The sequence below is a fragment of the Plantibacter sp. RU18 genome (genome assembly GCF_050613355.1).
Classification (GTDB): Bacteria; Actinomycetota; Actinomycetes; order Actinomycetales; family Microbacteriaceae; genus Plantibacter.
The window spans coordinates 2,306,168-2,332,752 of sequence record NZ_CP159618.1; the positions used below are offsets into that span (position 1 = coordinate 2,306,168).

Annotated in this window: 24 protein-coding genes, 1 tRNA gene and 1 pseudogene; 9 read left to right on the forward strand and 17 right to left on the reverse strand. The window is 67.4% G+C overall.

Annotated elements, in window-relative coordinates:
- The first annotated feature begins 67 nt into the window (after positions 1-67).
- Complete coding sequence (locus ABMA10_RS11115) at positions 68-667, forward strand: HdeD family acid-resistance protein (protein ID WP_347868716.1); 600 nt, start codon at positions 68-70, stop codon at positions 665-667.
- Positions 668-730: 63 nt separating this feature from the next.
- Here ABMA10_RS11115 and ABMA10_RS11120 read toward each other — a convergent pair whose 3' ends face one another.
- The gene (locus ABMA10_RS11120; protein WP_347868717.1) at positions 731-1,495 is read right to left on the reverse strand and encodes an SDR family oxidoreductase; all 765 of its coding nucleotides are present in this window, start codon (positions 1,493-1,495) and stop codon (positions 731-733) included.
- Positions 1,496-1,689: 194 nt separating this feature from the next.
- On the opposite strand from ABMA10_RS11120, the gene ABMA10_RS11125 reads away from it, so the two are divergent.
- The 4 genes from ABMA10_RS11125 (at position 1,690) to ABMA10_RS11140 (ending at position 4,438) form a co-directional block, all read left to right on the forward strand.
- Positions 1,690-2,187, forward strand: a complete 498-nt coding sequence (locus ABMA10_RS11125; RefSeq protein WP_347868718.1) for an NfeD family protein — start codon at positions 1,690-1,692, stop codon at positions 2,185-2,187.
- Positions 2,184-3,164 (forward strand): SPFH domain-containing protein, encoded by a 981-nt coding sequence (locus ABMA10_RS11130; protein WP_347868719.1) that lies wholly within the window; start codon positions 2,184-2,186, stop codon positions 3,162-3,164. The genes ABMA10_RS11125 and ABMA10_RS11130 overlap by 4 nt, the downstream gene beginning before the upstream one ends.
- A 9-nt stretch (positions 3,165-3,173) precedes the next feature.
- Positions 3,174-3,953 (forward strand): glycerophosphodiester phosphodiesterase family protein, encoded by a 780-nt coding sequence (locus ABMA10_RS11135; protein WP_347868720.1) that lies wholly within the window; start codon positions 3,174-3,176, stop codon positions 3,951-3,953.
- A 122-nt stretch (positions 3,954-4,075) separates the two neighbouring features.
- Positions 4,076-4,438, forward strand: coding sequence for an RNA polymerase-binding protein RbpA (locus ABMA10_RS11140; protein ID WP_347868721.1), 363 nt, complete (start codon positions 4,076-4,078; stop codon positions 4,436-4,438).
- A 46-nt stretch (positions 4,439-4,484) separates the two neighbouring features.
- Here ABMA10_RS11140 and lnt read toward each other — a convergent pair whose 3' ends face one another.
- The 9 genes and pseudogenes from lnt to ABMA10_RS11185 all read right to left on the reverse strand — a co-directional run bounded on the left by lnt (position 4,485) and on the right by ABMA10_RS11185 (position 14,621).
- The gene (gene lnt / locus ABMA10_RS11145) at positions 4,485-5,987 is read right to left on the reverse strand and encodes an apolipoprotein N-acyltransferase (protein WP_347868722.1); all 1,503 of its coding nucleotides are present in this window, start codon (positions 5,985-5,987) and stop codon (positions 4,485-4,487) included.
- 86 nt (positions 5,988-6,073) lie between these two features.
- Positions 6,074-8,494 carry a DEAD/DEAH box helicase gene (locus ABMA10_RS11150; protein WP_431031505.1) on the reverse strand — a complete coding sequence of 807 codons (2,421 nt, stop codon included), beginning with the start codon at positions 8,492-8,494 and terminating at the stop codon, positions 6,074-6,076.
- The gene (gene tatC, locus ABMA10_RS11155) at positions 8,491-9,252 is read right to left on the reverse strand and encodes a twin-arginine translocase subunit TatC (protein WP_347868857.1); all 762 of its coding nucleotides are present in this window, start codon (positions 9,250-9,252) and stop codon (positions 8,491-8,493) included. The genes ABMA10_RS11150 and tatC overlap by 4 nt, the downstream gene beginning before the upstream one ends.
- 137 nt (positions 9,253-9,389) lie before the next feature.
- Positions 9,390-9,662: a Sec-independent protein translocase subunit TatA gene (tatA, locus tag ABMA10_RS11160; protein WP_347868724.1), complete on the reverse strand. Its 273-nt coding sequence runs from the start codon at positions 9,660-9,662 to the stop codon at positions 9,390-9,392.
- 81 nt (positions 9,663-9,743) lie between these two features.
- Positions 9,744-10,751, reverse strand: coding sequence for a helix-turn-helix transcriptional regulator (locus ABMA10_RS11165; RefSeq protein ID WP_347868725.1), 1,008 nt, complete (start codon positions 10,749-10,751; stop codon positions 9,744-9,746).
- A complete protein-coding gene (locus tag ABMA10_RS11170; protein WP_347868726.1) occupies positions 10,744-11,784 on the reverse strand; it encodes a helix-turn-helix transcriptional regulator in 1,041 nt (346 codons plus the stop codon). Before ABMA10_RS11170 ends, ABMA10_RS11165 begins: the two co-directional genes overlap by 8 nt.
- A gap of 80 nt (positions 11,785-11,864) precedes the next feature.
- Positions 11,865-12,818 (reverse strand): FKBP-type peptidyl-prolyl cis-trans isomerase, encoded by a 954-nt coding sequence (locus tag ABMA10_RS11175; protein ID WP_347868727.1) that lies wholly within the window; start codon positions 12,816-12,818, stop codon positions 11,865-11,867.
- 78 nt (positions 12,819-12,896) lie between these two features.
- Positions 12,897-13,955: a tRNA (adenine-N1)-methyltransferase gene (locus ABMA10_RS11180; RefSeq protein ID WP_347868728.1), complete on the reverse strand. Its 1,059-nt coding sequence runs from the start codon at positions 13,953-13,955 to the stop codon at positions 12,897-12,899.
- Positions 13,952-14,621 (reverse strand): annotated as a pseudogene (locus ABMA10_RS11185) (HAD family hydrolase). Before ABMA10_RS11185 ends, ABMA10_RS11180 begins: the two are co-directional and overlap by 4 nt.
- Positions 14,622-14,738: 117 nt before the next feature.
- Between ABMA10_RS11185 and ABMA10_RS11190 the strand changes: the two are divergent.
- A complete protein-coding gene (locus ABMA10_RS11190) occupies positions 14,739-15,677 on the forward strand; it encodes a PAC2 family protein (RefSeq protein ID WP_347868730.1) in 939 nt (312 codons plus the stop codon).
- A 57-nt stretch (positions 15,678-15,734) separates the two neighbouring features.
- Here the strand turns inward: ABMA10_RS11190 and mshC are convergent, their stop codons facing one another.
- From mshC to ABMA10_RS11205, 3 genes are all read right to left on the reverse strand, one after another.
- Positions 15,735-16,973: a cysteine--1-D-myo-inosityl 2-amino-2-deoxy-alpha-D-glucopyranoside ligase gene (mshC, locus tag ABMA10_RS11195; RefSeq protein WP_347868731.1), complete on the reverse strand. Its 1,239-nt coding sequence runs from the start codon at positions 16,971-16,973 to the stop codon at positions 15,735-15,737.
- Positions 16,970-17,794 (reverse strand): undecaprenyl-diphosphate phosphatase, encoded by an 825-nt coding sequence (locus ABMA10_RS11200; RefSeq protein WP_347868732.1) that lies wholly within the window; start codon positions 17,792-17,794, stop codon positions 16,970-16,972. The genes mshC and ABMA10_RS11200 overlap by 4 nt, the downstream gene beginning before the upstream one ends.
- A gap of 134 nt (positions 17,795-17,928) precedes the next feature.
- Positions 17,929-19,248, reverse strand: a complete 1,320-nt coding sequence (locus tag ABMA10_RS11205) for a M20/M25/M40 family metallo-hydrolase (RefSeq protein ID WP_347868733.1) — start codon at positions 19,246-19,248, stop codon at positions 17,929-17,931.
- Positions 19,249-19,423: 175 nt separating this feature from the next.
- Here ABMA10_RS11205 and ABMA10_RS11210 point away from each other — a divergent pair.
- Positions 19,424-19,507, forward strand: a tRNA-Leu gene (locus ABMA10_RS11210).
- Between the two features lie 176 nt (positions 19,508-19,683).
- Here the strand turns inward: ABMA10_RS11210 and ABMA10_RS11215 are convergent.
- Entirely contained in the window at positions 19,684-21,501 is a 1,818-nt protein-coding gene (locus ABMA10_RS11215) for a DEAD/DEAH box helicase (RefSeq protein ID WP_347868734.1), read from the reverse strand.
- A 147-nt stretch (positions 21,502-21,648) separates the two neighbouring features.
- Between ABMA10_RS11215 and ABMA10_RS11220 the strand changes: the two genes are divergently transcribed.
- Positions 21,649-22,458 (forward strand): SGNH/GDSL hydrolase family protein, encoded by an 810-nt coding sequence (locus ABMA10_RS11220; protein WP_347868735.1) that lies wholly within the window; start codon positions 21,649-21,651, stop codon positions 22,456-22,458.
- A 17-nt stretch (positions 22,459-22,475) separates the two neighbouring features.
- Here the strand turns inward: ABMA10_RS11220 and ABMA10_RS11225 are convergent, their stop codons facing one another.
- Both ABMA10_RS11225 and ABMA10_RS11230 read right to left on the reverse strand, forming a co-directional pair.
- Entirely contained in the window at positions 22,476-23,720 is a 1,245-nt protein-coding gene (locus ABMA10_RS11225; RefSeq protein ID WP_347868736.1) for a D-alanyl-D-alanine carboxypeptidase family protein, read from the reverse strand.
- A gap of 76 nt (positions 23,721-23,796) precedes the next feature.
- Positions 23,797-24,600, reverse strand: a complete 804-nt coding sequence (locus ABMA10_RS11230; protein WP_347868737.1) for a TrmH family RNA methyltransferase — start codon at positions 24,598-24,600, stop codon at positions 23,797-23,799.
- A gap of 140 nt (positions 24,601-24,740) precedes the next feature.
- On the opposite strand from ABMA10_RS11230, the gene ABMA10_RS11235 reads away from it, so the two are divergent.
- A complete protein-coding gene (locus ABMA10_RS11235; protein ID WP_347868738.1) occupies positions 24,741-25,643 on the forward strand; it encodes a Sir2 family NAD-dependent protein deacetylase in 903 nt (300 codons plus the stop codon).
- Between the two features lie 27 nt (positions 25,644-25,670).
- Here ABMA10_RS11235 and ABMA10_RS11240 read toward each other — a convergent pair whose 3' ends face one another.
- The gene (locus ABMA10_RS11240; RefSeq protein ID WP_431031506.1) at positions 25,671-26,576 is read right to left on the reverse strand and encodes an alpha/beta fold hydrolase; all 906 of its coding nucleotides are present in this window, start codon (positions 26,574-26,576) and stop codon (positions 25,671-25,673) included.
- Positions 26,577-26,585: the final 9 nt, after the last annotated feature.

Sequence of the window (26,585 nt, forward strand, 5' to 3'; positions counted from 1 at the left end):
GTCACACTGGGATACGCGACCGTATCGCTACGGTTGCACCGCACTGTTCGCCTGTCAGGAGCCGACCATGTCTGAACCGTCCATCGTCACCACCACCTACGTCTTGAACTCCGCGAAGCTCTCCGCGAGCCAGATCCGGGGCATCCGCTGGGCCTTCGCGATCGGTGGCATCCTCACGATCGCACTCGGCATCTTCCTGCTCGCCGCGCCGAAGGCGTCGCTTGTCGCCGTCGCCTGGATCTTCGCGATCTACTTCCTCATCGCGGGCATCGCCCGCATCACGCGCGGCATCGTCGCGAAGGACCTCGGCGGAGCGTGGCGCGTGTTGACGATCGTCTTCGGCGTGCTGCTCCTGCTCGCGGGTGTCTACATCTTCATCGACCCGCTGCTCGGCATCGGCGCCCTCGTGTTCGTGATCGGCATCTCCTGGATCATCGAAGGCGTGGCGTCACTGTTCGACGCCTCACCCGACGTGTCGCGCTGGATCACCGTTCTCTACGGTGTCATCAGCGTCGTCGCCGGTATCTTCGTCCTCGCGAACCCCGTCCTCGCGGCGTTCACGCTGCTCCTCGTGACGGCGTTCTTCCTGATCGCCGCCGGCGTCGTGGAGATCGTCCAGGCGATCACGTTCGGCAAGCAGGCCAAGAAGGCCGGCCTCGCCGCCTGACCCTCCGATCGAACGCGAACGGCCGGCCCTTCCAGGACCGGCCGTTCGTCGTGAGGGTGGGTGTTACTCGGCGACGAAGTCGCTCGTGTCGCCGACATAGCGGGTGTGGTTCTCGGGGATCGGGTCGACCGATGCCGCGGCGACCTCCGCAGCGAACTCCCCGACGTTGTAGAGGCGTCCCGCGGACTCCTTGCGTGAACTGATCGCGCCCGGGTTCGCGCGCTCGAGGAGCGTCGCGGTGATCGTGCCCTCGATCATGTCGCCGGAGACGACGACGAACCCGACGCCGGCCGCGTCGAAGTCGGCCTGCTTGGCGCGAAGCGCATCCTCGCCGGCGCGCTTGGACGTCGCGACGGGGACGTACTCGGGCATCGTCGGCGTCGTCCGGATGAAGTGGGCCTGGTGGCTCGTGACGAACACGATGCGCGAACCCGGTCCGAGCAGCGGGAGTCCATGCTCGACGACGCTCACCTGCGCATCGCGATTGAGCTGCATCGCGTAGTCCTCCGCCATGCCACTCTCCATGCCGCCAGAGGCGTTCAGGACGAGTACGTCGAGGTCGCCCAGTTCGGCCTTGGTCGTGGCGAACATCGCTGCGACCGACTCGGGATCGGTGAGATCCGCTCCGACGACGACGGCCTGCACTCCGAGCGCGCGTACCTCGTCGGCGAGCTTCACCGCGCGCGCCTCCTTGTTGCGGTAGTTGATGACGACATTCGCGCCGGCTCCGGCGAAGTAGCGGATGGTGTCGGCGCCGATACCGCGGGAGGAGCCCGTCACGAGGACGTTCTTCCCGGCGAGGGATCCGGCGGCCAGAGGGTTCGTCACAGGTGGGCTCCTTCAGATCTGGGACCGCTCATCGGCGGCTGGTTCCAGCCAACGACCCTATCAACATCGGTTGGCACCGACCGGGTCGCCGGGCAGTACAACTGCTAGCGTTGAGGAGAAGCGGCGCAATGTCTCGCGCTCCGCAGAACCGCGAGGCGGCCGATGCGAGAGCCGGTTCGAGAGGAAGCAGTGCCATGGACGTCATCACCGAGTACGCGTGGATCGCCTGGCTGGTACTCATCCTCGTCTTCGTCATCATCGAGGTGCTCTCGCTGGAGTTCACCTTCCTGATGCTGGCCGTCGGCAGCGTCGTGGGCCTGCTCTCCGGGTTGATCGGGGTCCCTTGGTGGGGCCAACTCCTCATCGCCGCGGCCGCGTCAGTCCTGCTGCTGCTCGCTGTGAGACCGGCGCTGCTGCGCGCATTGCAGAAGGGTGCCGACCCGGCGAAGAGCAACGTCGACGCCCTCCTCGGGCAGCACGGCATCGTCGTGTCGACCGTGTCGCGTCATGACGGCCAGGTGAAGCTGAGCAACGGCGAGACCTGGACGGCCAGGATCGCGCAGGACTCCCTCGAAGCACCCCTCGAGCCGGGTACGCCCATCGTGCTCACCATCGTCGACGGCGCCACGGCGATCGTCGTCCCAGTCCCGACCCGGCCGCAACTGCCGGACGAGCAGAAGGAGCAATCGTGAACGACATCAGTCCAGGAGCGGTCATCGGATGGGTGATCGCGGCCATCGTCATCATCTTCGTGCTGGTGGTGCTGTTCCGCTCCATCCGGATCATCCCTCAGGCGAGCGCCGGTGTGGTCGAACGACTCGGCAAATACCACAAGACACTTCTCCCGGGATTGAACCTCCTCATCCCCTTCATCGACCGGCTCCGTCCGCTCATCGACCTGCGCGAGACGGTGGTCTCCTTCCCGCCGCAGCCCGTCATCACCGAGGACAACCTCGTCGTCTCCATCGACACGGTCGTGTACTTCCAGGTGACCGACGCGCGGGCCGCGACGTACGAGATCGCGAACTACCTCGGTGCCGTCGAGCAGCTGACGACGACAACCCTCAGGAACGTGGTCGGCGGGCTGAACCTCGAGGAGGCGCTCACGAGCCGCGATGAGATCAACAGCAAGCTGCGCATCGTCCTCGACGAGGCGACCGGCAAGTGGGGCATCCGCGTGGGACGCGTCGAGCTCAAGGCCATCGACCCGCCGCTGTCCATTCAGGATTCGATGGAGAAGCAGATGCGCGCCGAGCGTGACCGTCGTGCTCTCATCCTCACCGCCGAGGGAACGAAGCAGTCGGCGATCCTCACCGCCGAGGGAGCTCGTCAAGCAGAGATCCTGCGAGCCGAGGGTGACGCCCAGGCCGCAGTGCTCCGCGCGCAGGGCGAGGCGTCGGCCATCCAGACCGTGTTCAAGGCGATCCACGACGGCGACCCCGACGAGAAGCTGCTCGGCTACCAGTACCTGCAGATGCTGCCGAAGCTCGCCGAAGGCCAGGCGAACAAGCTCTGGGTGATCCCGAGCGAGCTCACCGAGGCGTTGAAGGGCATCGGTTCGGCCTTCGGCCCGGGAAACACCCGCGACCCGGCAGCCACGGCTCGTGCTGCCGCTGCCGCCGCTGCGCAGGTTCCACCGACGGTTCCGCCCTTCGCCGGCACGCAGTAGGTTCCAGGCGTGCCCGAGGACGAGCTCCCCTTCTTCCGTCCGGCGAAGCCCCGCATCCTGGCGCACCGAGGGCTCGCCGGGCCCGGAGCTCCGGAGAACACGATCGCAGCGTTCCGCAGAGCACTCGAAGCGGGGGCCGAGTACGTCGAGACCGACACGCACTGCACCCGCGACGGCCACGCCGTCCTCGTCCACGATGCCTCCCTCCGTCGGTTCACCGGCGACCCACGCCCCATCGCCGAGTTGGACCTCGCCGAGTTGCAGCGGGTGGATCTCGGCGGTGATCGGGTCCCGACCCTCGCCGAAGCGCTCGAGTCCTTTCCCCTGACGCGCTTCAATCTCGATGTCAAGGCGGTCACTGCGGTCGCACCGGCGACATCGGCGATCCTCGAGGTCGGAGCGGCGGACCGGGTGCTCGTCACGTCCTTCGACGAGGGACGCCGGGCTGCGATCTCGACTGCTCTCACCGATGCGGTGGGACAGGGGCGGGTGGCGAGTTCGGCTTCGGCCGCGATGTTGCTGCGCGCGCTTCCTGCCGCCACGTTCCGGCGCATGGGGACCGTGCGGCGGTCGCTGGCCGGGGTGCAGGTCCTGCAGGTACCGGAGCGGTTCAGGGGTTTCCCCATCGTCACGGCGCGGTTGATCCGTCAGATGCACTCGCTCGGTGTGGAAGTGCACGTCTGGACGGTCAATGATCCTCGGGACATGCAGCGCCTCCTCGACCTCGGCGCGGACGGCATCGTGACCGACCGATGCGATCTCGCCCTCGCGGTCGTCGCTTCGCGGTGACGTCGCCAGAATCAGCCGGCCGATGTAGCTGGGCACGAGCTGGGAGCTGAGTGGGGGAACGGAACACTTTACCCAGCTTGTGGGTTTATAACTATGGGTGCCGAGCGAGAGGAGACCACACAATGGCAGATCGTAGTTTGCGCGGAATGCGCCTGGGCGCCCAGAGTCTACAAACGGAAGAGGGCGTCATTTTCTCGGCGCGAAGCAACCACACCTACCGGTGCCAGAGTTGTGAGCGCGAGACCACCATGACGTTCGCCGCTGATGCGGAAGTACCCGAGCTCTGGGAGTGCCGACACTGCGGCGCGGAGGCGATCCTCCTCGTCGATTCCAAGCCTGTGGTCGTCGACCGCGGCGATGTGAAGATCCCCAGGAGCCACTGGGACATGCTGCTCGAGCGTCGATCGCGTGACGAACTCGAAGAGTTGTTGGAAGAGCGCCTCAGCTACCTGCGCGCGCGTCGCGGTCAGCAGAAGAGCGCCTAGTACCGAGCCGCCAGGCCTCCCCTCGATCGGCTGATCCGGAACCGGATCAGCCGATCGTCATGTCCGGGCGGTGATCGCCACGGCGTCGACGCGAGAGGAGACCGGCGAGGAGGAGCGTCGCAAGTCCCACGCCGGCGATGAAGAGCTCGAGCTGATGCCCGAATGCCATCGACGGGGTCACCGTGTCTGCGAGCGGGACGTCGGCGACCATCGATCCCGGAACGAACGCGGGGATGCTCGAGATGGTCGCACCGTCGGGACCGATGATCTGGCTCGTACCCACCGTCGAGATGTTCACGACGGAACGAGCCGACTCGATGGCCCGCAGACGTGCGATCGCGAGCTGCTGCTCGTTCTCGTCGGTCTGACCGAAGTCGGCGTTGTTCGTCTGAGCGAAGACGATGCGCGCCCCGCCCGCCACAGCATCTCGGGTCAACTGGTCGTCGGCGATGTCGAAGCAGATGCTGATCCCGGCGAGGATGCCGTCGATGTCGAAGACGTTGTCCTTCGTGCCGGGCGTGTACTCGCGCTGGATGAGGCCGATGAGGTCCGGTGACAGCGGTTCCCAGAACTTGCGATCGGGAACATACTCGCCGAACGGGACCGGGTGCTTCTTGTCGTAGACGTCCTGGACGCCATCGGGGTAGCTCCAGAGCAGCGACGAGTTGAAGTAGCGGTCTCCTCGTGACGAGATGGTACCGACCACGAACGGAGCATCCATGCGCCCACTCAGGTAATCGAGTGCGGCGGCCGATTGCGGGACGCGCTGTGGGTCGAGGTCGGCGCTCCCCTCCGGCCACACGACCACGTCCAGGTCCTCGTCCATGATCTTCAGTGTCTCGTCGATCTGAGTCTGCATGACGGTACCGGGCGATGCGGCGTCGAAGTATCCCGCCGGCCCGTTGCCTTGGACGGCCCCGACCCGCATCGACCCTGTCGTGGCGGTCGGCCATGCCGGGATGATCAGGACGGCGATCACTGCCAGTACTGCTGTTCCGACGCGCGTCATGGCCGGGAGATCGCCCGTCGACGCGAGTTGCAGCGCGAGCGCGACGAGGAGCACCATCAGGAATGACAGACCGGAGATCCCGACCCAGGCGACGAGCGGCGCGAACGGGCTCTCGGACTGGCTGAGCGCCATCCGCGCCCACGGGAATCCTCCGTAGGGCCAAGTGCTCACCAGCGTCTCGCGAGCCGTCCACACCGCCGCGACCACGGCCGACGTCAGCCAGACGCGGCCCCCGACTCCGGGGAAGGCCCGTGGGACCCATCGGTAGGCGAGGGTGATGAGCACGGCACCGAGAGAGAAGAAGATCGACTCCACGGTCGAGAGCGCGGCCCACGGCACCGGCCCGAGGTACGCCGTCGCCCATTCGATGTGGATGAGGTAGAACGCCTCTCCTGCGACGAAGCCGACGAGGAGCGCACCGCCGACGCTGCGCCCCATGAGGCACAGCAGCACGAGCGCGATGCCGACGAACGTCAGCGGCCAGACACTCTGATCCGGGAATCCGCCGTCGAGGACTGGTCCGGCAGCGATGGCGACCACGATCGCGAGCCAGAATGGCAGTGGTGGTCTGCCGCCGCCCGGCTCGTCAGTCGCGCGGAGCGTTGAGCTCCGCGACCGTCCGCCGCTCACAGCGAGCTGTACGCGACGATGCCACGCCGGATGGAATCGAGGGCTTGTCGTGAATTGCGTCCGACCGGGCCGTCGACGATGCGCAGTTGGTCGAGCAGGTCGATGGTCTGTTTGCACCAACGCACGAAGTCGCCGGCCGCGAGTTCAGCCTCGACGAGCACGACGTCGAGACTCGCGCCCTTCGACCACTGGTGCATCGCGAGTGAGAGCCCGGTGGAGATCGGGTTGCTCCCGGGCAGCTTGTGTTCCCGTTCGGTGTCGTCGAGACGGCTCCAGATGTCCTGAGTGCGTTCGAGTGCCGACCGGAAGGCCCCGCGGGGAAGGAACCGCTCGGGTGTGTTCTGCTCGTCGCGTCGTGGCTCGTACACGATGGCTGCAGCCATCGCGGCGAGGGAGGCCGCGTCGAGTTCGTTCCAGGCTCCAGTGCGCAGGCATTCGGCGACGAGGAGGTCCCGTTCGCCGTAGATGCGCTTCAAGGTCCGGCCTGCCGCGGCCACGATGACCGCGCCGTGCTCGTCGCGACCGAGGTACTCGTATTCGAGCAGCACGTCGACCACACGGTCGAACACGCGCGCCACGGCGCCGGTGCGGGTCTGGATCTGCTGGCGCAGTTGGTCGGTCTGTTTCTTGAGCTTGAACCAGCGCTCGGCCCACCGCGCGTGGTCCTCACGCTGCGGGCAGACATGACAGGCATGCGCCCGCATCCGCTTGCGCAGCTCTGCGAGCTTCCGCTGGCGGCGGTCCTTCGATGCCCGCGAGCCGTGGGCCTCGCCCTTGCGCTCGAGGTCGGTGAGTTCGCGACGGATGCCCGCATACTCGGCGAAATCGCCCAGGTGGCATGACATCGACTTCTCGTAGCCGGCGAGTGAGCTCTCCTGCTCACGGACCTTGCGAGCGATTCCGACGACGGCGCGGTCCGCCTGGAACTGCGCGAACGACGATTCGAGGATCTGACGAGTGCGCTGGCGCCCGAACTGGTCGATCAGGTTGACGGCCATATTGTAGGTGGGCCGGAAGCTCGAGTTCAGCGGGTACGTCCGGCGAGACGCGAGAGACACGACGGACTGCGGGTGCAACCCCTCGTTCCACTGGATGACCGCGTGCCCCTCGACGTCGATGCCACGACGACCGGCACGACCGGTGATCTGGGTGTACTCCCCCGGCGTGATCGGCACTCGTGCCTCGCCGTTGAACTTCTCGAGCTTCTCGAGCACGACGGTGCGCGCCGGCATATTGATGCCGAGGGCGAGGGTCTCGGTTGCGAAGACGACCTTGACGAGCTTGCGCTGGAAGAGTTCCTCCACGACCTCCTTGAACGCCGGCAGCAGCCCGGCGTGGTGCGCGGCGACACCGCGCTCCAGCCCGTCGAGCCACTCCCAGTAGCCCAGGATGGCCAGGTCCTCGTCGAGGAGGGTCCGACAGCGCTCGTCGACGATCTGGCGGATCTCGTCACGCTCGTGCGCCTCGGTCAGGCGGATGCCGGATCGCAGCACCTGCTTCACGGCCTGGTCGCAGCCGATCCTGCTGAACACGAAGAAGATCGCCGGCAGCAGGTGGTGGTCGCCCAGCATCTGGACGAAGGGGCCCCGATCCATCTTCTCGGTGCGGTGCGGGGCCCGACGTTGGTTGTACCTGCTGATGTCCTTGTACTGGCGGCTGTTCGGTGCTCGTCCTCCGAACTGCGCCATCCGGACGAGTTCCGGGTTGACCTGATGGGTGTCGGCGAGGCTCGGCGCCGCGAACAGGTCGACGAGCTTGTTCCGCATGAGGACGTGCTGAGTGAGGGGCACCGGACGCTCCTCCGAGACGATGACCGCAGTATCGCCGCGGACGGCCTGGAGCCAGTCGCCGAACTCCTCGGCGTTCGACACGGTGGCGCTGAGTGACACCATGCGCACCGCCGCTGGGAGATGGATGATGACCTCTTCCCAGACGGCGCCGCGGAAGCGGTCGGCCAGGTAGTGCACTTCGTCCATGACGACGTACGCGAGATCGGTGAGTGCATCGGAGTCGGCGTACAGCATGTTGCGCAGCACCTCGGTCGTCATGACCACGATGCGGGCGTTGCCGTTGACGTTGGTGTCGCCGGTGAGGAGTCCGACGTTCTCGGGTCCGTACTCGGCTGTCAGTTCTTGGAATTTCTGGTTGCTGAGCGCCTTCATCGGCGTCGTGTAGAAGACCTTCTTGCGCGTACCGTGCAGCGCGAGCGCGATCGCGAACTCGGCGACGATCGTCTTCCCGGCACCCGTCGGTGCCGCGACGAGGACGCTGCTGCCGCCCTCGATCCGTTCGCACGCCTCCAGCTGGAAGGCGTCGAGGTCGAAGCGCTGTCTGGCGCGGAACTCCTGAAGCCTCGGCGTCGCAGAGCGGACCGCTGCCGCCCGATACCGTTCAGCCGGGGAAGCAGGGTCGCTCATGCAAGGTCCTTGCTGCCGAGTTCGGCATCGATCCGCTGCTGACGCTTTCTGACACGACGATCGTGGAGCCAGGCGATGCCGTACGCCGCGAAGTACAGGATGATCATCGGGATGGCAAGCACGAACATCGACACGATGTCGGCCGCCGGGGTGGCGATGGCCGTGAAGAGGACGATGACGAGGATCGCGACGCGCCAGCCCTTGATGATCGATGCGGCGGAGAGCACGCCGACGAAGTTGAGCAGCACCAGGAAGACGGGCAGGACGAATGCGACGCCCACGGCCAGCACGAGCTTGAGCACGAAGTCGTAGTAGGTCGTTGCATCGAGGAAGTTCGCTGCGGCGGTCGGGGTGAAGCCGAGCATCAGCTCGACGACGTGCGGCAGGACGAACCATCCGGCGTAGCACCCGGCGAGGAAGAGCGGGACGGCGGTCGCGAAGAAGCCGATGGCGTATTTGAGTTCCTTGCGCGTGAGACCGGGGACGAGGAACGCCCAGATCTGATAGAGCCACACGGGGCTCGAGAGCACGATGCCGGCAGTCAGCGCGATCTTCATGCGGAGGTCGAAGGCGCTCGTGACGTTCGTGAAGTTCAGGAACGCCTGGCCGCGGTCGTCTGCGATGACGAGGATCGGCGCGCTCATCGCCTCGATGATCCACTCGGACGCGATGAAACCGGCGATCATGCCGACGATGATGCCGATGGCGGCGTAGAAGAGCCGCTTCCGGAGTTCGACGAGATGCTCGCCGAGCGACATGCGCCCCTCGCGGTTCCGGCTCTTCGGGCGCTTCTCGGTCATTGCCACGGCTGCGCGGTCCATTCCTGCACGGCGTGTTCGAGGCGCACTCGTCTGGTGCCAGACACTGGCGTCATCACGCTCGGGTGGTCCTCGGGCTAGGGCTGGGCAGGCGGGTCGGTCGGCTTCGGCTGGACCGTCGCCGCGGGAGTCTGCTCGGGAGCGCTCGGTGCGGCGGGGGCAGCGGTGCCCTTCGCGGCGTCGGGCGACTCCGGGTCGTCATCGCGCATGCTCTTGACCTCGCTCTTGAAGATGCGCATGGACTGTCCGACGCTGCGGGCGAGCCCGGGGAGCTTCGGTGCTCCGAACAGCAGCAGCACGATGAGAAGGATGATGACGAGGTGCCACCCAGTGAAAGCGTTGCCGAACATAGTCTTCGTTCCTGATCTTCGAGGTCGAGGTGCACCCACTCTACCTTGCATTCGAGCGGACGCTGCTGGAGTGTCGCGGACTCAGTTCGTGGCGTCCGAGCGATATTGCACGAGCCCGGCTGATGCCCAGTCGGACACGGCTGCCCTGGCATCTTCGGGGCCCAGCACGGTGATGAGCCCCGGATGGGCCGCGACGAGGCGTTTCAGCCCGTGATGGTGGGCGAGCCGGAGCGTCGCGGTGACCTCGGTGTCGGTGTCCTCGCGTACCGCGGACGCGCCGGTCCGGTCGACGTTGACGACGTAGTCCTCGATGAGCGGCAGGACCGAACTCCGGACGAGCACGGTGACCGTGCGGTCCGAGTCGCTCGGCTCGAACAGAGCCGTCGGGACGACGACGTCCGCCTCGCGGAACACGACCTCCGCGTCGCTCTCGCGGAGCCCGGTCATGCGGTCGAGGCGGAATCGTCGGGTCGCCTCGCGGAGATGGCACCACCCGAAGAGGTACCAGTCCTGGTCTTGGGACTCGAGCCGGAGCGGATCGACGAGCCGTGCCTCGGTCGCGCCCCTTGCGTCGACGTAGTCGAACTCCACGCTGTGTCCTGCGGCGACGGCGCCGCGGATGATGCCGACAGCGGTAGCCGAATAGGACTCGGTGACGGCGAGCTGACCGGGCGCCGATGACGCACCTCGCGCGAGTTTGGCCATGACACCGCCGATGACGTCGCTGTCGACGAATTCCGGCAGGCGCTGGAGTGATTGCAGACCGGCGATGAGCGCTGAGGCTTCCCGCGCGGAGAATCGAGGGGTGTCGTCCAGCGCGACCCGATGGGTCAGGACGATCTCGTCATCCTCCTCGAAGCTTCCCCAGTCGATGTCGAAGAGGTCACCCGCGAGGTATTGACGGGTGTCGCCAGGAACGCCTGAGACGGTCAGGAGCTCGACCGCCTCCCGGATCTGGCGTGGTGGCAGTCCGAAGTGACGTGCAGCCTCGTCGACCGTCACACGTTCGCGATCGATGAGATACGGGACGAGAGACAGCAGGAAGATCAACTTGTCCTGTGCTCGGGGTGCAGATGGTCGCTTAGCCACGAGGTGCCTCCGGTTCGGACGCCTGGTCGTCGAGGTCGCGATGCCGGGCGACGACCAGCGCGAGCCGGGTGGAGACCGCATCGATGAGCGTCGGCGGGTCGAGCACGAGGACTTCGGGACCGAAACCCGCGAGCTCGTCAGCGAGGATGTTGAGGTCGAGGTAGGGGATGGTCAGCTCTGCAGGGTCGGCGGTGCCGACGTGATATCGGTTGCCGAGGCGGGCTGCGGCGTCGGAGCCGGGTTGGACGCGCACGAGCGCCCGCTGGGACGCAGAAACGCGTCGGAGCCCCTCGATGGCCTCTGCCGCGTTGTCGCGGTCTTCGGCAGCGAAGATCGCTCCGGTCGGTTTGACCTGACCCACGATGCGCGACAGCAGGAACGTGCGCGGTTCGTCGACCGTGCGGTCAGTCGCGTACAGGTGCCAACGTCCCTCGTGCTGCACGAGCGCGAGCGGTGCGACGGTGCGGACCCGCGGGCGCTGCTCCCCCGGTTTCAGGTAGGGGAAGGAGACGACGGCACGTCGTTCCAGCGCGGCGTCGAGCGGTTCGAAGGAGGTCTCCCGCGTCCGGAGACGCGGGGCGTACCCGATGATCGGTTCGTCCGGGTCGATCCCGAGTGAACGCAGTTTCGTCATCGCACGTTGTGATTGCCCGGACAACGATCCCTCGCGCCACACCGTCGCTGCGAGTGACAGCAGTGAGAGCTCCGCAGGGGTGAACCGCACGTCCGCGGGGAGCTCATAGGCGCCCTTGGGGATGCGGTAGCGCATCGACTGGTTGTTGCCCGGTTCGCCGGGCTGCTCGATCGTCTCGAGCGGCACGCCGAGTTCGCGGATGTTGTCCTTGTCGCGCTCGAACTGGCGCTCCAGGCTGGCGTTGGCGCCGTCGCGCGAGAACTGCTGGCGGTAGCCCTGGACGGTCGAGAGGATCTCGTTCTTCGTCAGGCCGGTCTGTGTCGCGAGGAGGGCGAGCACGAGGCTGAAGAGTCGCTCCTCGACCGGGACCGGCTTCGGGGATTCACGGGCTGAGGACACCAGCCCAGTCTACCGACGGACGGCCCGCTCCCGACTCGCGACGCGAGGTGGGAACGGGCCGTCTCGGCCGAGGGCGGCCGCTACTGCGCTGCAGGCTGGGTGCCGAGGACGTCGATGACGAACACCAGGGTCGAGCCGGCAGGGATGGTCTGTGAACCCTGGTCGCCGTAGCCGTCCGCAGGGGTGACGACGAGGATGATCTGCGAGCCGACCGTGGAACCGACGACGGCGTCGTTGAACGCCTTGATCATCTGGCCGCCGTCTGCCGCGAAGACGAGGGGCGTGCCCTTCTCCCAGCTGCTGTCGAAGACGCTCTTGTCGTCCCAGAGCACACCGGTGTAGTTGACGATGACCTGGTCGCCGGACTTCACCGTCGCGCCGTCGCCGACCTTCGACAGGGTGTGCTTGGTGGTCTTCGGGGCGCCGGTCGACGGGATCGTCACGCCGGGTTGACCGTTCGGTGCGACCACCACGGACGGGAAGCCGGAGGGGATCGGAAGCTCAGCGCCGTTCGCCGCGGCGAGGAATGCGCCTTGGACGTCCGCGACCAGGACGATCGAATCGTCCTTCTTGATGCCTGCACTGGCATTGCCCTCGTCGCCGAACGCGTCCTTCGCCGACATCACGGCGGTCACGCGGGAACCGACCGTGGCACAGGTCAGCGCCTTCGTGAGCCCGGGCAGCGTGCTCGACATAGCGACGAGTGTGCTCGCGGGAGCCGTGAAGTCGCTCTGCTGGATGACTTCGCCCGTGCGGCCGTTGATCAGGACGAGGTTGATGCTGGCGGTTCCGCCTGCGGAGATCTGGTCGCCGTCGCCCTCGATCGTGATCTGTCGTTCGGTCTTCGAGGTGTAGATCGGCGAGGGGACGTCGACCTGGGGCTGGCTGCCGAAGTCGCCGGACACCTTGACGAGTTTCGTCGCGGCTCCCGGCGATGCCGCGATGTCGCAATCGGCGGCGGCCTGGGCGCTACAGCCGGTCAGGGAGACCAACAGCAGGCCTGCTGCGGCGATGAGAGCGGGTGCAGTGCGCACGGATCCTCGATTCGGTGATACGGGTGGGACGGCAGGGCGCCGTCGCACAGTTTAGTTGACGCTGAAGTGACTCTGCGCTCAGTGCTCGTCGCCTGTGGAGACGGTCGGCTCCTCAGAGTCATCGCCGCCGGCGCTCGGAGCGTCGTCCAGGCCTCGGGCGCGCGACAACTCGGCGCTCGCACCGGCGAGGCGGGCGCGCTTGCGCAGGATCTTCGCGCTCGCCGAGCGCTCACCCAACGCGCCTGGTGTCCAGAGTTCGACGTCCTCATCGCTGAAGTCGGTCTTCGACGCGCGGCGCTTGAGTTCCGGCAGGACCGTTCCGGGCGCGAGCTTCCGCGCCGTGATGAGGAATCCGGTGTGTCCGATCATCCGGTGGTCCGGGCGGACGGCCAGCCCCTCGACGTGCCAGCCACGAACCATGGTCTCGTTCGACTGCGGGTTCGTGAAACCACCGGTGGCGCGGATCGCCTCGGCGACGCGCGAGAGCTGGGTGACCGTGGCGACGTAGCAGAGGATCACGCCGCCGGGCTTGAGTGCCTCCCATGCGACGTCGAGGCACTCCCAGGGAGCGAGCATGTCGAGCACCACCCGGTCGACGGACTCGGCGGGCATGGTGTCCGGCAGGGTCTCCTGGAGGTCCCCGACGGTGACGGACCAGTTGTCGGGGTCGTAGCCGAAGAAGGTCGCGGCGTTGCTGCGGGCGACCTCTGCGAAGTCCTCCCGTCGCTCGAACGACGCGAGACGACCCGACGGGCCGATCGCTCGGAGCAGCCACAACGACAACGCACCGGATCCGACTCCGGCCTCCACGACGGTCGCGCCGGGGAAGATGTCGGCCTGGCCGATGATCTCCGCGGCGTCCTTGGGGTAGATGATCGCCGCACCGCGAGGCATCGACATGACGAAGTCGACGAGCAGCGGGCGGAGCGCGAGGTGCTCGATGCCCTCGGTGTTCGCGATCACGCTGCCGTCCGGTAGTCCGATGATGTCGGTGTGCTGGATGATGCCGCGGTGCGTGTGGAACGCCTTGCCCACCTCGAGCGTGACGGTGTTCTTGCGCCCCTTGGGTCCGGTGAGCTGCACGCGGTCGCCCTCGCGGAAAGGGCCGCTGTTCTGCGGTTGGTGGTTCGCGCTCATCGCTGTGCTGCCTCGTCTTCTACGGGGTGTTCGGTGGTGCCGGCCGCTGCGCGCAGCCCGGCGAGATCGGCGACCGTCCGCCCGAGGAGCGTCGACCAGGTGGTGTGATGCGGCCCGGTCGGGATCGGGATGATGTGTGGGACCGAGACGGCGATGGTGCCCGCCGCGACGGCCGAGGCGAGCCCGGTGGCCGAGTCTTCGATCGCGACGCAGTCGCGCGGGTCGACGCCGAGCGCGTGGGCCGCACGCAGGTACGGATCCGGATGCGGCTTGGGCTGCTCGACCTCATCACCGGCGACGATCAGGTCGAAGGCGTCGAAACGGGATGCCGTTGGCGATGTCCTCGGCCATGGAGCGGATCGACATCGTGACGAGTGCCGTCGGGACGCCAGCTTCGCGGAGCTCCTGCAGCAGTTCCTGGGCGCCCGGTCGGAACGGGACGCCGCGTTCGTCGATGAGGCGGCGGACATGGTTCGTGAGGTGGAGGACGATCGCATCCGCGTCGAGAGCGACGCCGCGACCCTGCAGCACGGCCGCAGAGTCCCACAGGCCTGAGCCGACGAGCAAGAGACCGTCCTCGTGCGTCCACACTCCCCCATGGGCCGCGACCAGCTGGGTCTCGGCCTCCATCCAATAGGGCTCGGTGTCGACGACGGTGCCGTCCATGTCCCACAGGACGGCGGCTGGGAGGAGAGTAGTCACGGGGTGCCATGCTACCGGGTGGTGAAGCGCCTATCCTGGATGGATGGTCGCGGGAGGTCCCCGTGCGCCGAGGAGTGTGACGTGACGGAAGACACCAAGGAGCCGCTCGGCGGTCGCCTGCTCGTGGTGGCGTTCGAAGGATGGAACGACGCCGGTGAGGCGGCGAGCGGCGCTGTGCGCGTGCTCCGGGCCTCGCTCGCGCTGCAGCCCCTGCTCGAGATCGACCCCGAACCGTACTACGACTACCAGTTCAACCGGCCCACGGTGGGTGTGGACGAAGACGGGAGACGATCGCTCACCTGGCCCGGTACGACCATCTCCGGACCGGATCCAGCAGCGGCGAAGCCCGCGACCCCCCTCGCCGAAGACGCTGAGATCCGGGTCAGTGCGGACGGCGGCGACAACATCTACGTACTCCTCGGGTCCGAGCCGTCGAGAGGCTGGAAGGCCTTCGTCGATGAGGTCCTCGCCGTCGTCGCAGAGCAGCGCATCACGAGCATGGTGATGCTGGGTGCGATGCTCGCAGACGTCCCGCACACCAGACCGATCTCCGTCTTCGCATCGAGCGAGAGCTCAGAACTCCGACAGGCGTTCGGGCTCGAGCGGAGCACCTATGAGGGTCCGGTCGGTATCCTCAGCGTGCTTGCCGACGCGGCAGAACGCCAGGGGGTGCAGAGCCTGTCGGTCTGGGCGTCGGTCCCCCACTATGTCCACAGCGCCCCGTCGCCGAAGGCCGTCCTGGCGCTCATCGACAAGCTCGAGGAACTCATCGACGTGGTCATCCCCCGCGGCGACCTCGTCGAGGAGTCGGGTGAATGGCAGAGCGGGATCGACACGCTGGCGGCTGAGGACGACGACATGGCCGCATACATCCAGCAGCTCGAGCAGGCACGGGACACCGTCGAGTCGCCCGAGGCGAGCGGCGAGGCCATCGCCAAGGAGTTCGAGCGATATCTGCGCCGCGACGAGGGTAAGGGCGACGGCAAGGGCGACGAGCCCTGGCGCAAGGACCGCGAGTAGCGGTCTTCTCCGTCGGCCCCAGCTGCCGGCGGTCGATCCAGACCACGCCGTCCCGGATCAGCGGATGCCGAGCAGGGCGTCGATGCTGTTCCGGACGAGGGCCGCGTCGTCGACGCCTGACGAGGCCGCTGCATCCACGAGGGCGATGGCACCAGGTGTGTCGAGGTCGTCTGCCAGGCGCTCGCGCAGCGAGTCGAGGAGCGCTGTGGACGATCCGCCTGCAGACGAGTCCGCCGTGAATGCGACGCGCCAAGCGGACAGCCGAGCGACTGCCTGCTCGAGGTGCGCGTGGTCCCACTCCCAGTCGCTGCGGTAGTGGTTCGCGAGGATCGCAAGCCGGATCGCGGCAGGATCCGAACCGTCCGCGGCGAGACGCGAGACGAGCACGAGGTTGCCGAGTGACTTCGACATCTTCTCGCCCTCGTAGGCGACCATGCCCGCATGGCTGAAGACCTGTGCGAGGGGGTGTCCTGACAGTGCGGCCGCGTGACCGGCGCTGAGGTCGTGATGCGGGAAGACCAGATCGGATCCTCCGCCCTGCACGGTGAAGTCCGAACCGAGGTGTTCGAGGGCGATGACCGAGCACTCGATGTGCCAGCCGGGGCGTCCTCGACCGACGACGGTCTCCCAACTCGGTTCGCCGTCTCGGGCCGCCCGCCAGAGCAGCGGGTCGAAGGGGTCCCGCTTGCCGTCGCGGTCGGGGTCTCCCCCGCGCTCGGCGAAGTAGGTCGCCATCGTCGCCTCGTCGAGACCGCTCTCGGTGCCCAGATGCCAGACGTCGTCGGCCGCGGCACGCACGTCGAAGTAGACGTCGTCGCCCACCGTGCTCTCGGGTGTCGGGACGGAGTAGCCGAGCCCGCGCTCGACGAGCAGCGCGACCGCCGAGGCGATCGGTTCGATGACCTCGGTCACGGCGACGTAGTCCTCCGGAGGCAGGATGCGCAATCGTTCCATGTCGGTCCGGAAGAGCTCGACCTGGCTCTCGGCGAGCTCGCGCCAGTCGACGCCGGTCGCGTTCGCACGCTCGAGGAGCGGGTCGTCGACGTCGGTGACGTTCTGCGCGTAGTGCACCTCGTACCCGGCATCGAGCCAGACGCGCTGCAGCGTGTCGTACGCCAGGTAGCTCGAGGCGTGCCCGAGGTGGGTGGCATCGTACGGCGTGATGCCGCACACGTAGAGCCGAGCCGTGCGTTCGGCAGAGGCTTCGACGAGGCTCCGGCTCGGGGTGTCCCAGAGACGCGGCGCGCTCCCCGATCCGGGCAGCTGCGGGACGACGGGCGCCAGCCAGGCTCTCACGCGGCGAGCACGCCCGTGCCGAGGAGCACGAGGAGGACGACGCCGAGCACGATGCGGTAGATGACGAACGGCAGGAAGCTGCGCTTCGAGATGTAGCTCATGAAGAAGACGATGACGGCGAGGCCGACGACGAAGGCGATGATCGTCGCCACCAGCGTCTCGAGCGGTCCGTACGGACTCGGTTCGCCGATGCTCTTGAACACCTGGTAGAAGCCACTGCCGAAGACCGCCGGGATGGCGAGGAGGAAGGCGTACCGGGCGGCGGCGCGGCGTTCGTAGCCCATGAAGAGCCCGGCGGTGATCGTGCCCCCTGAACGGGAGACGCCGGGGATGAGCGCGAGGGCCTGGGCCCCGCCGAAGATCGCGCCGTCTCGATAGGAGAGGTTCTTGAGCCGACGCTTCTTCGCGCCGACCGCGTCAGCGATGCCCAGGAGGATACCGAAGGCGATGAGCATGATCGCGACGATCCAGAGTGAGCGGAACGTCGTCTCGATCTCGTCCTGGAACAGCAGACCGAGGATGACGATCGGAATGCTGCCGATGATGATGAGCCACCCCATGCGGGCATCCGGGTCGTTCCGTGGGATCTTGCCGACCAGAGCCTTGCACCAGGAACTGACGATCCGGACGATGTCTCGCCAGAAGAACACGACGACGGCCGCCTCAGTGCCGATCTGGGTGATCGCGGTGAACGCTGCACCGGGGTCCTTCGCGCCGGGGAGGAACTCCCCCAGGATGCGCAGGTGCGCGCTGGAGGAGATCGGGAGGAACTCCGTGAGGCCCTGTACGAGGCCGAGGATGATGGCGTTGATGAAGTCCACAGCGCGCCTTTCTGTAGCCGTATGGCTCAGTCTGCAGCCGGATGGCTGGTGTTCGGCCGGATCCGGCAGTCGTCGGCGGGGCGGCTCCAGGCCGTCCGTCTGTGCGTGAGCACACGACGACGACCCGTAGAATATCAGTAGTCGAGGAGGAGGTCGGTCAAGACCTGCCTGCCAAACCCTAGCGCGTCGAGCGGCACCCGCTCGTCGACTCCGTGGAACATCGCAGGGAAGTCGAGGTGCTCGGGCAGGCGGAGCGGCGCGAAGCCGTAGCCGGTGATGCCGAGCAAGGACAGCGCCTTGTTGTCCGTGCCGCCGGAGAGCATGTACGGCAGGACCGGTGCGCCCGGATCGTGCCGGCCGAGGGTCTCGATGACGGCATCCACCAACGGTCCTGAGAACGGGGTCTCAAGACCGATGTCGCGGTGCATGACCACGATCTCGATGTCCTCCCCCACGATCTCGGCGACCTGCGCGAGGACGGCGTCCTCCTCGCCCGGGAGTGTGCGGATGTCGATGAGGGCCTCGGCGCGATCGGGGATGACGTTGTGCTTGTAGCCGGCCTGCAGCAGGGTCGGGTTGCTGGTCGTCCGCAGCGACGCCTGGATGAAGCCCGAGGCGGTGCCGGTCGCGAGCGCGAGCTCGTCGGGACTGAGGTGTTCGGGTGTGGTGTCGAGGATCCGTGCGATCTCGGCGAGCAGCTGGTCGGTCGTCGAGGTGAGGCGGATGGGCCACTCCGTCCGGCCGAGTGCTGCGACAGCCTCCGCGAGGCGTGTGACGGCGTTGTCCTGCACGTAGCGCGAGCCGTGGGCCGCGCGGCCGGTCGCAACGAGCTTGATCCAGAGGAGCGCCTTCTCGGAGGTCTGCAGGAGGTAGGAGCGACGACCGGCGAAGGTGATCGAGTACCCGCCGACCTCACTGATCGCCTCTGTCGCTCCCGCGAAGAGCTCCGGGCGCTCCGACACGATGTGGTGCGACCCGAAGACGCCCCCGTTCTCCTCGTCCGAGAACATCGCGATCACGAGATCCCGTTCCGGTCGGCGTCCGCTGCCGAGGATGTCCGTGAGGGACGCGAGGATCATCGCGTCCATGTTCTTCATGTCCACGGCGCCTCGACCCCACAGCAGGCCGTCCTTGATCTCGCCGCCGAACGGGTCGACGGACCAGTTCGCGGGGTCCGCGGGGACGACGTCCAGGTGGCCGTGCACCACGAGTGCGGGTTTGTCGGGGTTCGCGCCGGTGACCCGGGCGATGACACTCGTGCGACCCGGGGCCGCATCGATCAGTTCGGGCTGCAAGCCGAGGTCCGCGAGGTAGGACTCGACGTATTCTGCGGCCTCGGTCTCGCCGTTCGACCGACCCTCGCCGTAGTTCGTGGTGTCCATGCGGATGAGGTCGCGAGCGATGCGCGTGGTCTCGTCGAGCTGGGGTACGGATGCGTCTGAGCCGGAGGTCATGCCTCAACGCTACCCGCAGCCGTGTCCGGCGTGGACACTCGTGACGGATCGAGCCGGGAAGGTCGCCTGCGGATGCCGATGAGCAACGCGGTTCGGTCGAGGTGGTGAACATGTCTCGAAATCCGTGATAGTGTTTCTTCTCGTGCCCAGCGAAAGCCGGACACGATCACAACACGCGCGGGTGGCGGAAATGGCAGACGCGCTAGCTTGAGGTGCTAGTGCCCTTACGGGCGTGGGGGTTCAAGTCCCCCTTCGCGCACACCGTGTTGAGACGGCGAACGGCCGGAGCGAAAGCTCCGGCCGTTCTTGTTTTCCTGGGTGCATTGCGCGGGCCGATCATACGATCACGTCGTTCAGGTCGAGGACCAGATGTCCTCCCGGACCCATGTTCAAAGCCCGGCCGGGCTCACGTGCAGTCCTGCATGACCCGGACGCTCAGTGGCCGTGCCCCAGTCGCCGCCGTAACAGGTCGATGCGCGCCTGCAACTGGGTGACACTCGCCTGTGCCACCGCTGGGCCACCGCAGACGCGCCGCAGCTCGGCGTGCACGAGGCCGTGTGGTTCCTTCGTGTGCTTCGCGTAGAGGCCGACGAGCGTGTTGAGGACCGAACGCTGCTCCTTGAGCGTGCGGTAGAGCGGTGCCGGGATGTCCGCCTCCGGGCTCGGCGATCCGGCGTTCTTGTCGACGAATGCGCCGCGCTTCGCCTGGCGGCTCTGCCGCTGGACGAGCAGTTCGTGCACCTGCTCGGGTTCGAGCAGCCCTGGGAAGCCGATGAAGTCGAACTCCTCCTCGGTTCCGGGCTGCGCGAGCTCACCGAACTCGTCGCCGTCGAAGACGACGCGGTCGAAGTGCGCGTTGGAGGAGACCGCTTGCCAGGTGAATTCCTCAAGCAACGAATCGGACGCCTTGTCCTCCTTCTCGGCGGCCGCCATCATGGCGTCCTCCGGGTTGAAGAGGTCCCCCTCGGCGTCGGGGTCGCTCGGTCGGTCGAGGGCATGATCCCGTTCGAGCTCGAGCTTCTCGGCGAGGGCCATCAGGTTCGGCACGTTCGGAAGGAAGATGCTCGCGATCTCACCGCGGCGTCTGGCGCGGACGAAGCGTCCGATTGCCTGGGCGAAGAACAAGGGGGTGGCCGATGAGGTCGCGTAGACACCGACGGCGAGCCGGGGCACGTCGACGCCTTCCGACACCATGCGGACCGCGACCATCCAGCGCTTCGAGTTTCCGGCGAAGTCGGCGATCCGATCGCTCGCCTCCTTCTCGTCGGAGAGCACGATGGTCGGCAGCTCGCCCGTCAGCTCGTGGAGGATCGCCGCGTAGGCACGCGCCGTCATCTGGTCGGTCGCGATGACGAGGCCACCCGCGTCGGGCACCGCCTGCCGGACCTCGGAGAGTCGGAGGTCGGCGGACTTCAGCACGGCGGGGATCCAGTCGCCCTGGGGGTCCAAGGCGGTCCGCCAGGCTGCGGAGGTGATGTCCTTGGTGTTGCCCTCCCCGAGCCTCGCCTCCATCTCGTCGCCGGCCTTCGTGCGCCACCGCATGTGCCCGGCATAGACCATGAAGAGCACCGGACGGACGACGCCGTCCTCGAGGGCGCGACCGTAGCCGTAGTTGTAGTCGGTGACCGAGGTACGGATTCCCTGCGCGTCCGGCTGGTACACGACGAACGGGATGGGCGCCGTGTCGGAGCGGAACGGTGTCCCGGTCAGCGACAGGCGACGCGTCGCCCGCGCGAACGCCTCGTGGATGCCGTCGCCCCAGCTGAGCGCGTCACCGCCGTGGTGCACCTCGTCGAGGATCACGAGGGTACGGCCGGAGTCCGTCGCGCGCTGGTGCACCGGAGGGTTGGCCGCGACCTGCGCGTAGGTGACGGCGACACCGTGGTAGTGCCGCCCGAAGACCTGGTCGCGGTTCGCGAAGTTCGGGTCGAGACGGATCCCGACACGGCTGGCTGCTTCGGCCCATTGTCGCTTCAGATGGTCGGTCGGCGCGACGACGGTGATCCGGTCGATCGTGCCGCGATGCAGGAGCTCCGATGCGAGTCGCAGTGCGAATGTGGTCTTGCCTGCGCCAGGCGTCGCCGCCGCCAGGAAGTCGCGCGGCTCGGTCTGGAAGTACTGCTCGAGGGCCTCGGCTTGCCAGGCACGCAGCTTGCTCGCGGTACCCCAGGCGGCGCGTTCCGGGAAGGCCGGCGAGAGGTGTTCGGCTGCGGAGCTGCCCAGATGCTGGGTCGATGGGGTTTCCGCGTTCACTGGAGACCAATGTACCCGACCCCACCGACAGTGCCGACCATCCGAGCCGACGAACGGGAGTCGAGGATCTCCGTCGCGCGGCTGATCCGCCGCAGGTGCTCAAGGCGTACATTGGAACGTCTGGATACGCATCTGGAGGAGCACAGCATGAGTGAACGGCACCATCCCTGGACACGCTACGTCGCGATCGGCGACTCCTTCACCGAGGGCATCGGGGACCCGGATCCCGGGACACCGGGCGGCAATCGGGGCTGGGCCGATCGCGTCGCCGAAGTCCTCGATACGCAGAACGCCGACTTCTCGTACGCGAATCTCGCGGTCCGCGGCAAACTGGCCCAGCAGATCCTGGACGACCAGATCGAGCCGGCGCTCGAGTTGCGCCCCGACCTCATCACGATCTCGGCTGGGGGCAACGACGTCATCCGTCCGGGCACCGATCCCGACGACATCGCCAGGCGGCTCGAGCAGGCGATCATCCGGCTGCGCGGTGACGGCGCGACCGTCGTGCTGTTCACCGGTGTCGATGTCGGGTTCTCCCCCGTGTTCCGGAGCATCCGCGGCAAGGTCGCGATCTACAACGAGAACCTGCGCGCGATCGCGACACGCCACGAGTGCATCGTCGCCGACCAATGGTCACTCGCGGCCATCCAGGACCCGCGGATGTGGGCTCCCGACCGACTGCACCTCAACGCGCTCGGGCACCACGAGGTCGCACGTATGGTGCTCAAGGCATTGGACGTCGAGAACGACCTCAAACCGCTCCAGCCGGAACCATTGCCGGCGAGCCGCTGGCGCCAGGCGCGGACGGAGGACCTCGCTTGGGCGCGGGAGTATCTGGTCCCGTGGGTACTCCGCCGCGTGCGGCATCAGTCCTCGGGTGATCACATCACCGCGAAGCGGCCCACAGCCGGCCCGTTCCACCCCGCTGACGTGCATGGACAGGAACTCGACGTCTGAGCCTCGGTCGGCTCTCCTCAGGGGTTGGTGAGCCGCCACCACGGTGTCACCGGTGCGATGTCGCCGTCCAGCGCGATCGGCACGTCGATGGTGGCCGCGCCGCCCTCCGCGCCGACACCGACGGCGTAGCTCAACGAGCCGACCGTCGATCCACTCGCACCCGCTTCGATCGATCGGGCCGTCGCTGTGACGGTGATCGGGGTGTCCTGCCAGACGAGCACGGACGCGTCCGTGGCGACGACCACGTTCGCGGACTGCTCCCACTCCGTCGTGTATGACCCGACCGACTCCCCCGCCGTTGCGAGCTGCACCTCGTGGAATCCTGCGGGCATGCTCTGCAGGAGCGAGACGACGGCGTCGTCGAGGGTCGTGTGGTCGGCCGCGCCGAGGATCACGCCGACGACCGTGACCGTGCGCCCGTCCACCTGGAGGTCTGCCGAGAACATGAGGCAGGCGCCGGAGGCGTCGTCGGTACCCGTCTTCAGTCCGGTGACCCCGTGCTGTCCGAGGAGGGCGTTGGTGTTCTCGACCTCGCCGATCGCCGGAAGGATCGCGGTCGTCTCGCGAACGATGGGCGACAGCACCGGATCCGCGAGGACCATCTTCCCGATGGTGATGAGGTCGCTCGGGGTACTGACGTTCGTCTCGCCGAGGCCGCTCGTGTTCGTCACGGTCGTGCCGGTGAGCCCGTGGGCGTCGAGCCACGCGCGGGCCGCAGCGAGGTAGGCGTCGACGGAGCCGTACGCCCATACCGCGAGCGAGATGCTGTAGTTGTTGGCGGACGGCAGCAGGAGAGCTTCGAACATCTGCCGTTGGGTGAACACCGAGCCGGCGACGACCGGTGCCGCTGAGCCGTTCTCGGCGATCGTGTCGTAGTAGAAGTCGACGTCGGCCTCGGTCAGCGTGATGTCCGGGCCGGTCTCCCCCGCCGCCATGGGTTTCGCGTCGAGGACGACGAGCGAGGTGATGGTCTTCGTCAGGCTCGCGATCGGGAAGGGCGTCTGGTCCCCGCTGGAGCTGAGGACGCCGTCGAAGCCCACCGCCCCGATCGCACCGCGACCGAAGCCCGGCCAGGCGACGGGTGACGTCTGCTGGACGAGTGATGTCGCGAGGGCGTCAGGGCTCTCGAGCGCCGCGGCTGCGGCGGGTACCGGACGGATGAGCGCGCCGGCGCCGTAGCCCAGGATGCCGATGACCACCGCGAGGATGCCGAAGACGGCGAGACGGCGGCGGCGGTAGATCTGTCGTCTCGTGAGTGGCACCCGGTCATGTTACCTGCCGCTCCTGCACGTCTGCTGTCGCGCCACTCGGCTTGCCGGGACGGGACGGCGCCGCGGGTCAGCGGACTCTGAGCTCCCACAGCGCGACAGCGCTGGCCGACGCGACGTTGAGCGAGTCGACGCCGTGCAGCATCGGGATCGTGACGATGGTGTCCGCAGCGTTCAGCGCGGAGGCGCTGAGTCCGTCGCCCTCGGCCCCGAGCACGATCGCAAGACGGGCCGGTGCGGTGAGCGCGTAGTCGTCGAGATCGACGGCGTCGTCAGCGAGCGCGAGCGCTGCCGTCTGGAAGCCGGCTTCCCGCAGGATGACCGAGGCATCATCCCACTCCGGGAGTCTCGTCCACGGGACCTGCAGGACCGTCCCCATGCTGACGCGGACGCTGCGTCGGTAGAGCGGGTCGGCGCATCTCGGTGTGATGAGCACGGCGTCGGCACCAAGACCTGCGACGGAGCGGAAGATCGCCCCGACATTCGTGTGGTCGACGATGTCCTCGAGGATGACCACACGTCGTGCGTCGGCGAGGAGCTCGGCCGGGTCTGCGAGGGGCGGCCGGTGCATCGAGGCGATCGCGCCGCGATGCAGGTGGAACCCGGTCAGCTGTTCGAGCAGTGCCGGTTCGCCGACGAACACGGGGACGTCGTGTTCGCTCAGCAGCGGGGCGACGTCGTCGAGCCACTTCTCCTGGAGGATCACCGATCGCGGGCGGTGCCCGGCGCGCAGGGCGCGTTCGATGACCTTCGGCGACTCGGCGATGTAGAGTCCACCGGCCGGTTCTGACACCCGCCGCAGGGCGACGTCGGTCAGCCGCGAGTAGTCGGCGAGCCGATCGTCGTCCAGCTCGGTGATACGGATGACCTGCATGTGGGTGTTCCTCTCGGGCGGGTGCGCACTCCACCTTGCCAGAGTCCGGAAATACATTCGAAAACGAGGCCGTTTAGACTCAGGGAAGGACGACGGTTCCGGAGCACTCCGGTCAGGCCGGTGTTCGGGACGGAGCGGGGATGAGCGCGCTGATCGAAGCGGGTGGTTCCGCGCGGGAGACGATCGAGGCGGCCACCGAGCGCGCGATCGAACTGCTCGATGGACGACGCCTGTCGTTCCTCACCGGGGCGGGCGTGAGCACGGACTCCGGGATCCCCGACTACCGGGGCAAAGGTGCTCCGAAGCGGACGCCGATGACGGTGGACCAGTTCCTCTCGAACGACGACGCAGCACGGAAACGGTATTGGGCCGGGAGCCACCTCGGCTGGAAGCGTTTCGACGGTGCGCGCCCGAACGCCGGACATCGTGCCATCGCCGCCCTCGAGGAGGCCGGCGTCGCGGACGGCGTGATCACCCAGAACGTCGACGGTCTGCACGTCCGTGCCGGGTCACGACGGGTGGTCGACCTCCACGGCTCGATGGACCGTGTCAGTTGCCTCTCCTGCGGCCAGAGCTATGCGAGGTCCGGCATCGCCGAACGCATGACGACGTTGAACCCCTGGCTCGACACCGAGACCGATGTGACCATCAATCCGGACGGCGATGCCGAGGTGGGGCGCGTCGACGAGATCGTCGTGCCCACGTGCACGGTGTGCGGCGGCATGCTCAAGCCCGACGTCGTCTTCTTCGGTGAGTTCATCCCGACGGAGAAATTCGCTGAGGCGGCATCGCTCGTGCGTGGCGCCGACGCTCTCGTCATCGCAGGCTCGTCGCTCGTCGTCAACTCCGGCATCCGGCTCCTCGAGCTCGCGAGACGCAAGCGCATCCCCGTCGTCGTCATCAACCGTGGCCCGACGAAGGCCGACGGTCGCGCCGAGGTCAAGCTCGACGCCGGCACGAGCGAGACACTGACCCACATCGCGTCGCGGCTGCTGCCGGCCGCGTTCACGAGCGTGATCGCTCAGGAGGCCACGGACGCCTGAACCGTCCGCGGAACCGTCGTCGGCTGATCAGTCGTCGGCGGGTGGCTCGGCGGCCAGGAAGGTGGTGAGGCGCGCAGCAGCATCGTGCGGTTCCTCGTAGTGGATGAGGTGACCGACGCCCGGGATGACATGGAGCTGGGCGTCCGCGAACCGTTCGGCGAGGACGAACTGCGCAGCCACCGGCGTGATGTCGTCACGCTCCGCGGCGATGAGCAGCGTCCGGGTCGGGATGCGGTCGGCGTACTCGCTCACATCGTGACTGACCGAGGCGGTGAACGACTCGAGGACGACTTCACGGTCGGAGAACGCGCTGAAGTACTGGTCATGCTGGTCGTGGATCCAGCGACGAAGCGACGGATCCTTGGTCTTGGCCATCGCGACACTCATGATGCGGACGACGCCCTTGTTGCGGAGGAACGCGAACCCCAGGCGCCTCGGGAGCTTCGCCGACGACCAGTAGTAGAAGACCGCGAGACGGGTGAGGACACCACGGGGTCCCTGGAGAGCCGGTGCCGCGATCGGGTTGATGAGGACGAGGTCGTCGGGGCGCAGGCCGCCGGCCACGGCAGCGCTCGAGACGATGGACCCGAAGGAGTGTCCGAGGAGGACGATGCGACCGGTCGGGGCGAGTGCTTCCATGAAGCGGCCGAGCCAGGCGGCGTAGCCGTCGACCGAGTGCGCGCTGATCGTCAGCGGCGCGGAGCTGCCGAAGCCCGGCAGATCGGGAGCCACGATACGGAACCCGGAGAGCTGTGCGACAACTGGCTCGAGGCCGTGGTGATCGCCGCGGAACCCGTGGACCATCACGATGGTCGTGGCAGCGTCCGGGGAGCCGTAGTCCCAGAATCGGGTCTCGGCGCCGTCCACGAGGAGCGCGCGCTCCTGGACGGGAATGCGATCGAGTTGTTCGGCATACGGGGAGACGACGGGCATCCTCCCAGT

What these genes read in the sequence shown, in the direction of transcription:
- ABMA10_RS11205 (WP_347868733.1), bottom strand. Translation starts at nt 19,248, where the DNA reads ATGACCTCCGGCTCAGACGCATCCGTACCCCAGCTCGACGAGACCACG.
- ABMA10_RS11150 (WP_431031505.1), bottom strand. Translation starts at nt 8,494, where the DNA reads ATGAGCGACCCTGCTTCCCCGGCTGAACGGTATCGGGCGGCAGCGGTC.
- ABMA10_RS11180 (WP_347868728.1), bottom strand. Translation starts at nt 13,955, where the DNA reads ATGAGCGCGAACCACCAACCGCAGAACAGCGGCCCTTTCCGCGAGGGC.
- tatC (WP_347868857.1), bottom strand. Translation starts at nt 9,252, where the DNA reads ATGTCGCTCGGCGAGCATCTCGTCGAACTCCGGAAGCGGCTCTTCTAC.
- ABMA10_RS11240 (WP_431031506.1), bottom strand. Translation starts at nt 26,576, where the DNA reads ATGCCCGTCGTCTCCCCGTATGCCGAACAACTCGATCGCATTCCCGTC.
- ABMA10_RS11230 (WP_347868737.1), bottom strand. Translation starts at nt 24,600, where the DNA reads ATGCAGGTCATCCGTATCACCGAGCTGGACGACGATCGGCTCGCCGAC.
- tatA (WP_347868724.1), bottom strand. Translation starts at nt 9,662, where the DNA reads ATGTTCGGCAACGCTTTCACTGGGTGGCACCTCGTCATCATCCTTCTC.
- ABMA10_RS11115 (WP_347868716.1), top strand. Translation starts at nt 68, where the DNA reads ATGTCTGAACCGTCCATCGTCACCACCACCTACGTCTTGAACTCCGCG.
- ABMA10_RS11140 (WP_347868721.1), top strand. Translation starts at nt 4,076, where the DNA reads ATGGCAGATCGTAGTTTGCGCGGAATGCGCCTGGGCGCCCAGAGTCTA.
- ABMA10_RS11235 (WP_347868738.1), top strand. Translation starts at nt 24,741, where the DNA reads ATGAGCGCGCTGATCGAAGCGGGTGGTTCCGCGCGGGAGACGATCGAG.
- ABMA10_RS11125 (WP_347868718.1), top strand. Translation starts at nt 1,690, where the DNA reads ATGGACGTCATCACCGAGTACGCGTGGATCGCCTGGCTGGTACTCATC.
- ABMA10_RS11220 (WP_347868735.1), top strand. Translation starts at nt 21,649, where the DNA reads ATGAGTGAACGGCACCATCCCTGGACACGCTACGTCGCGATCGGCGAC.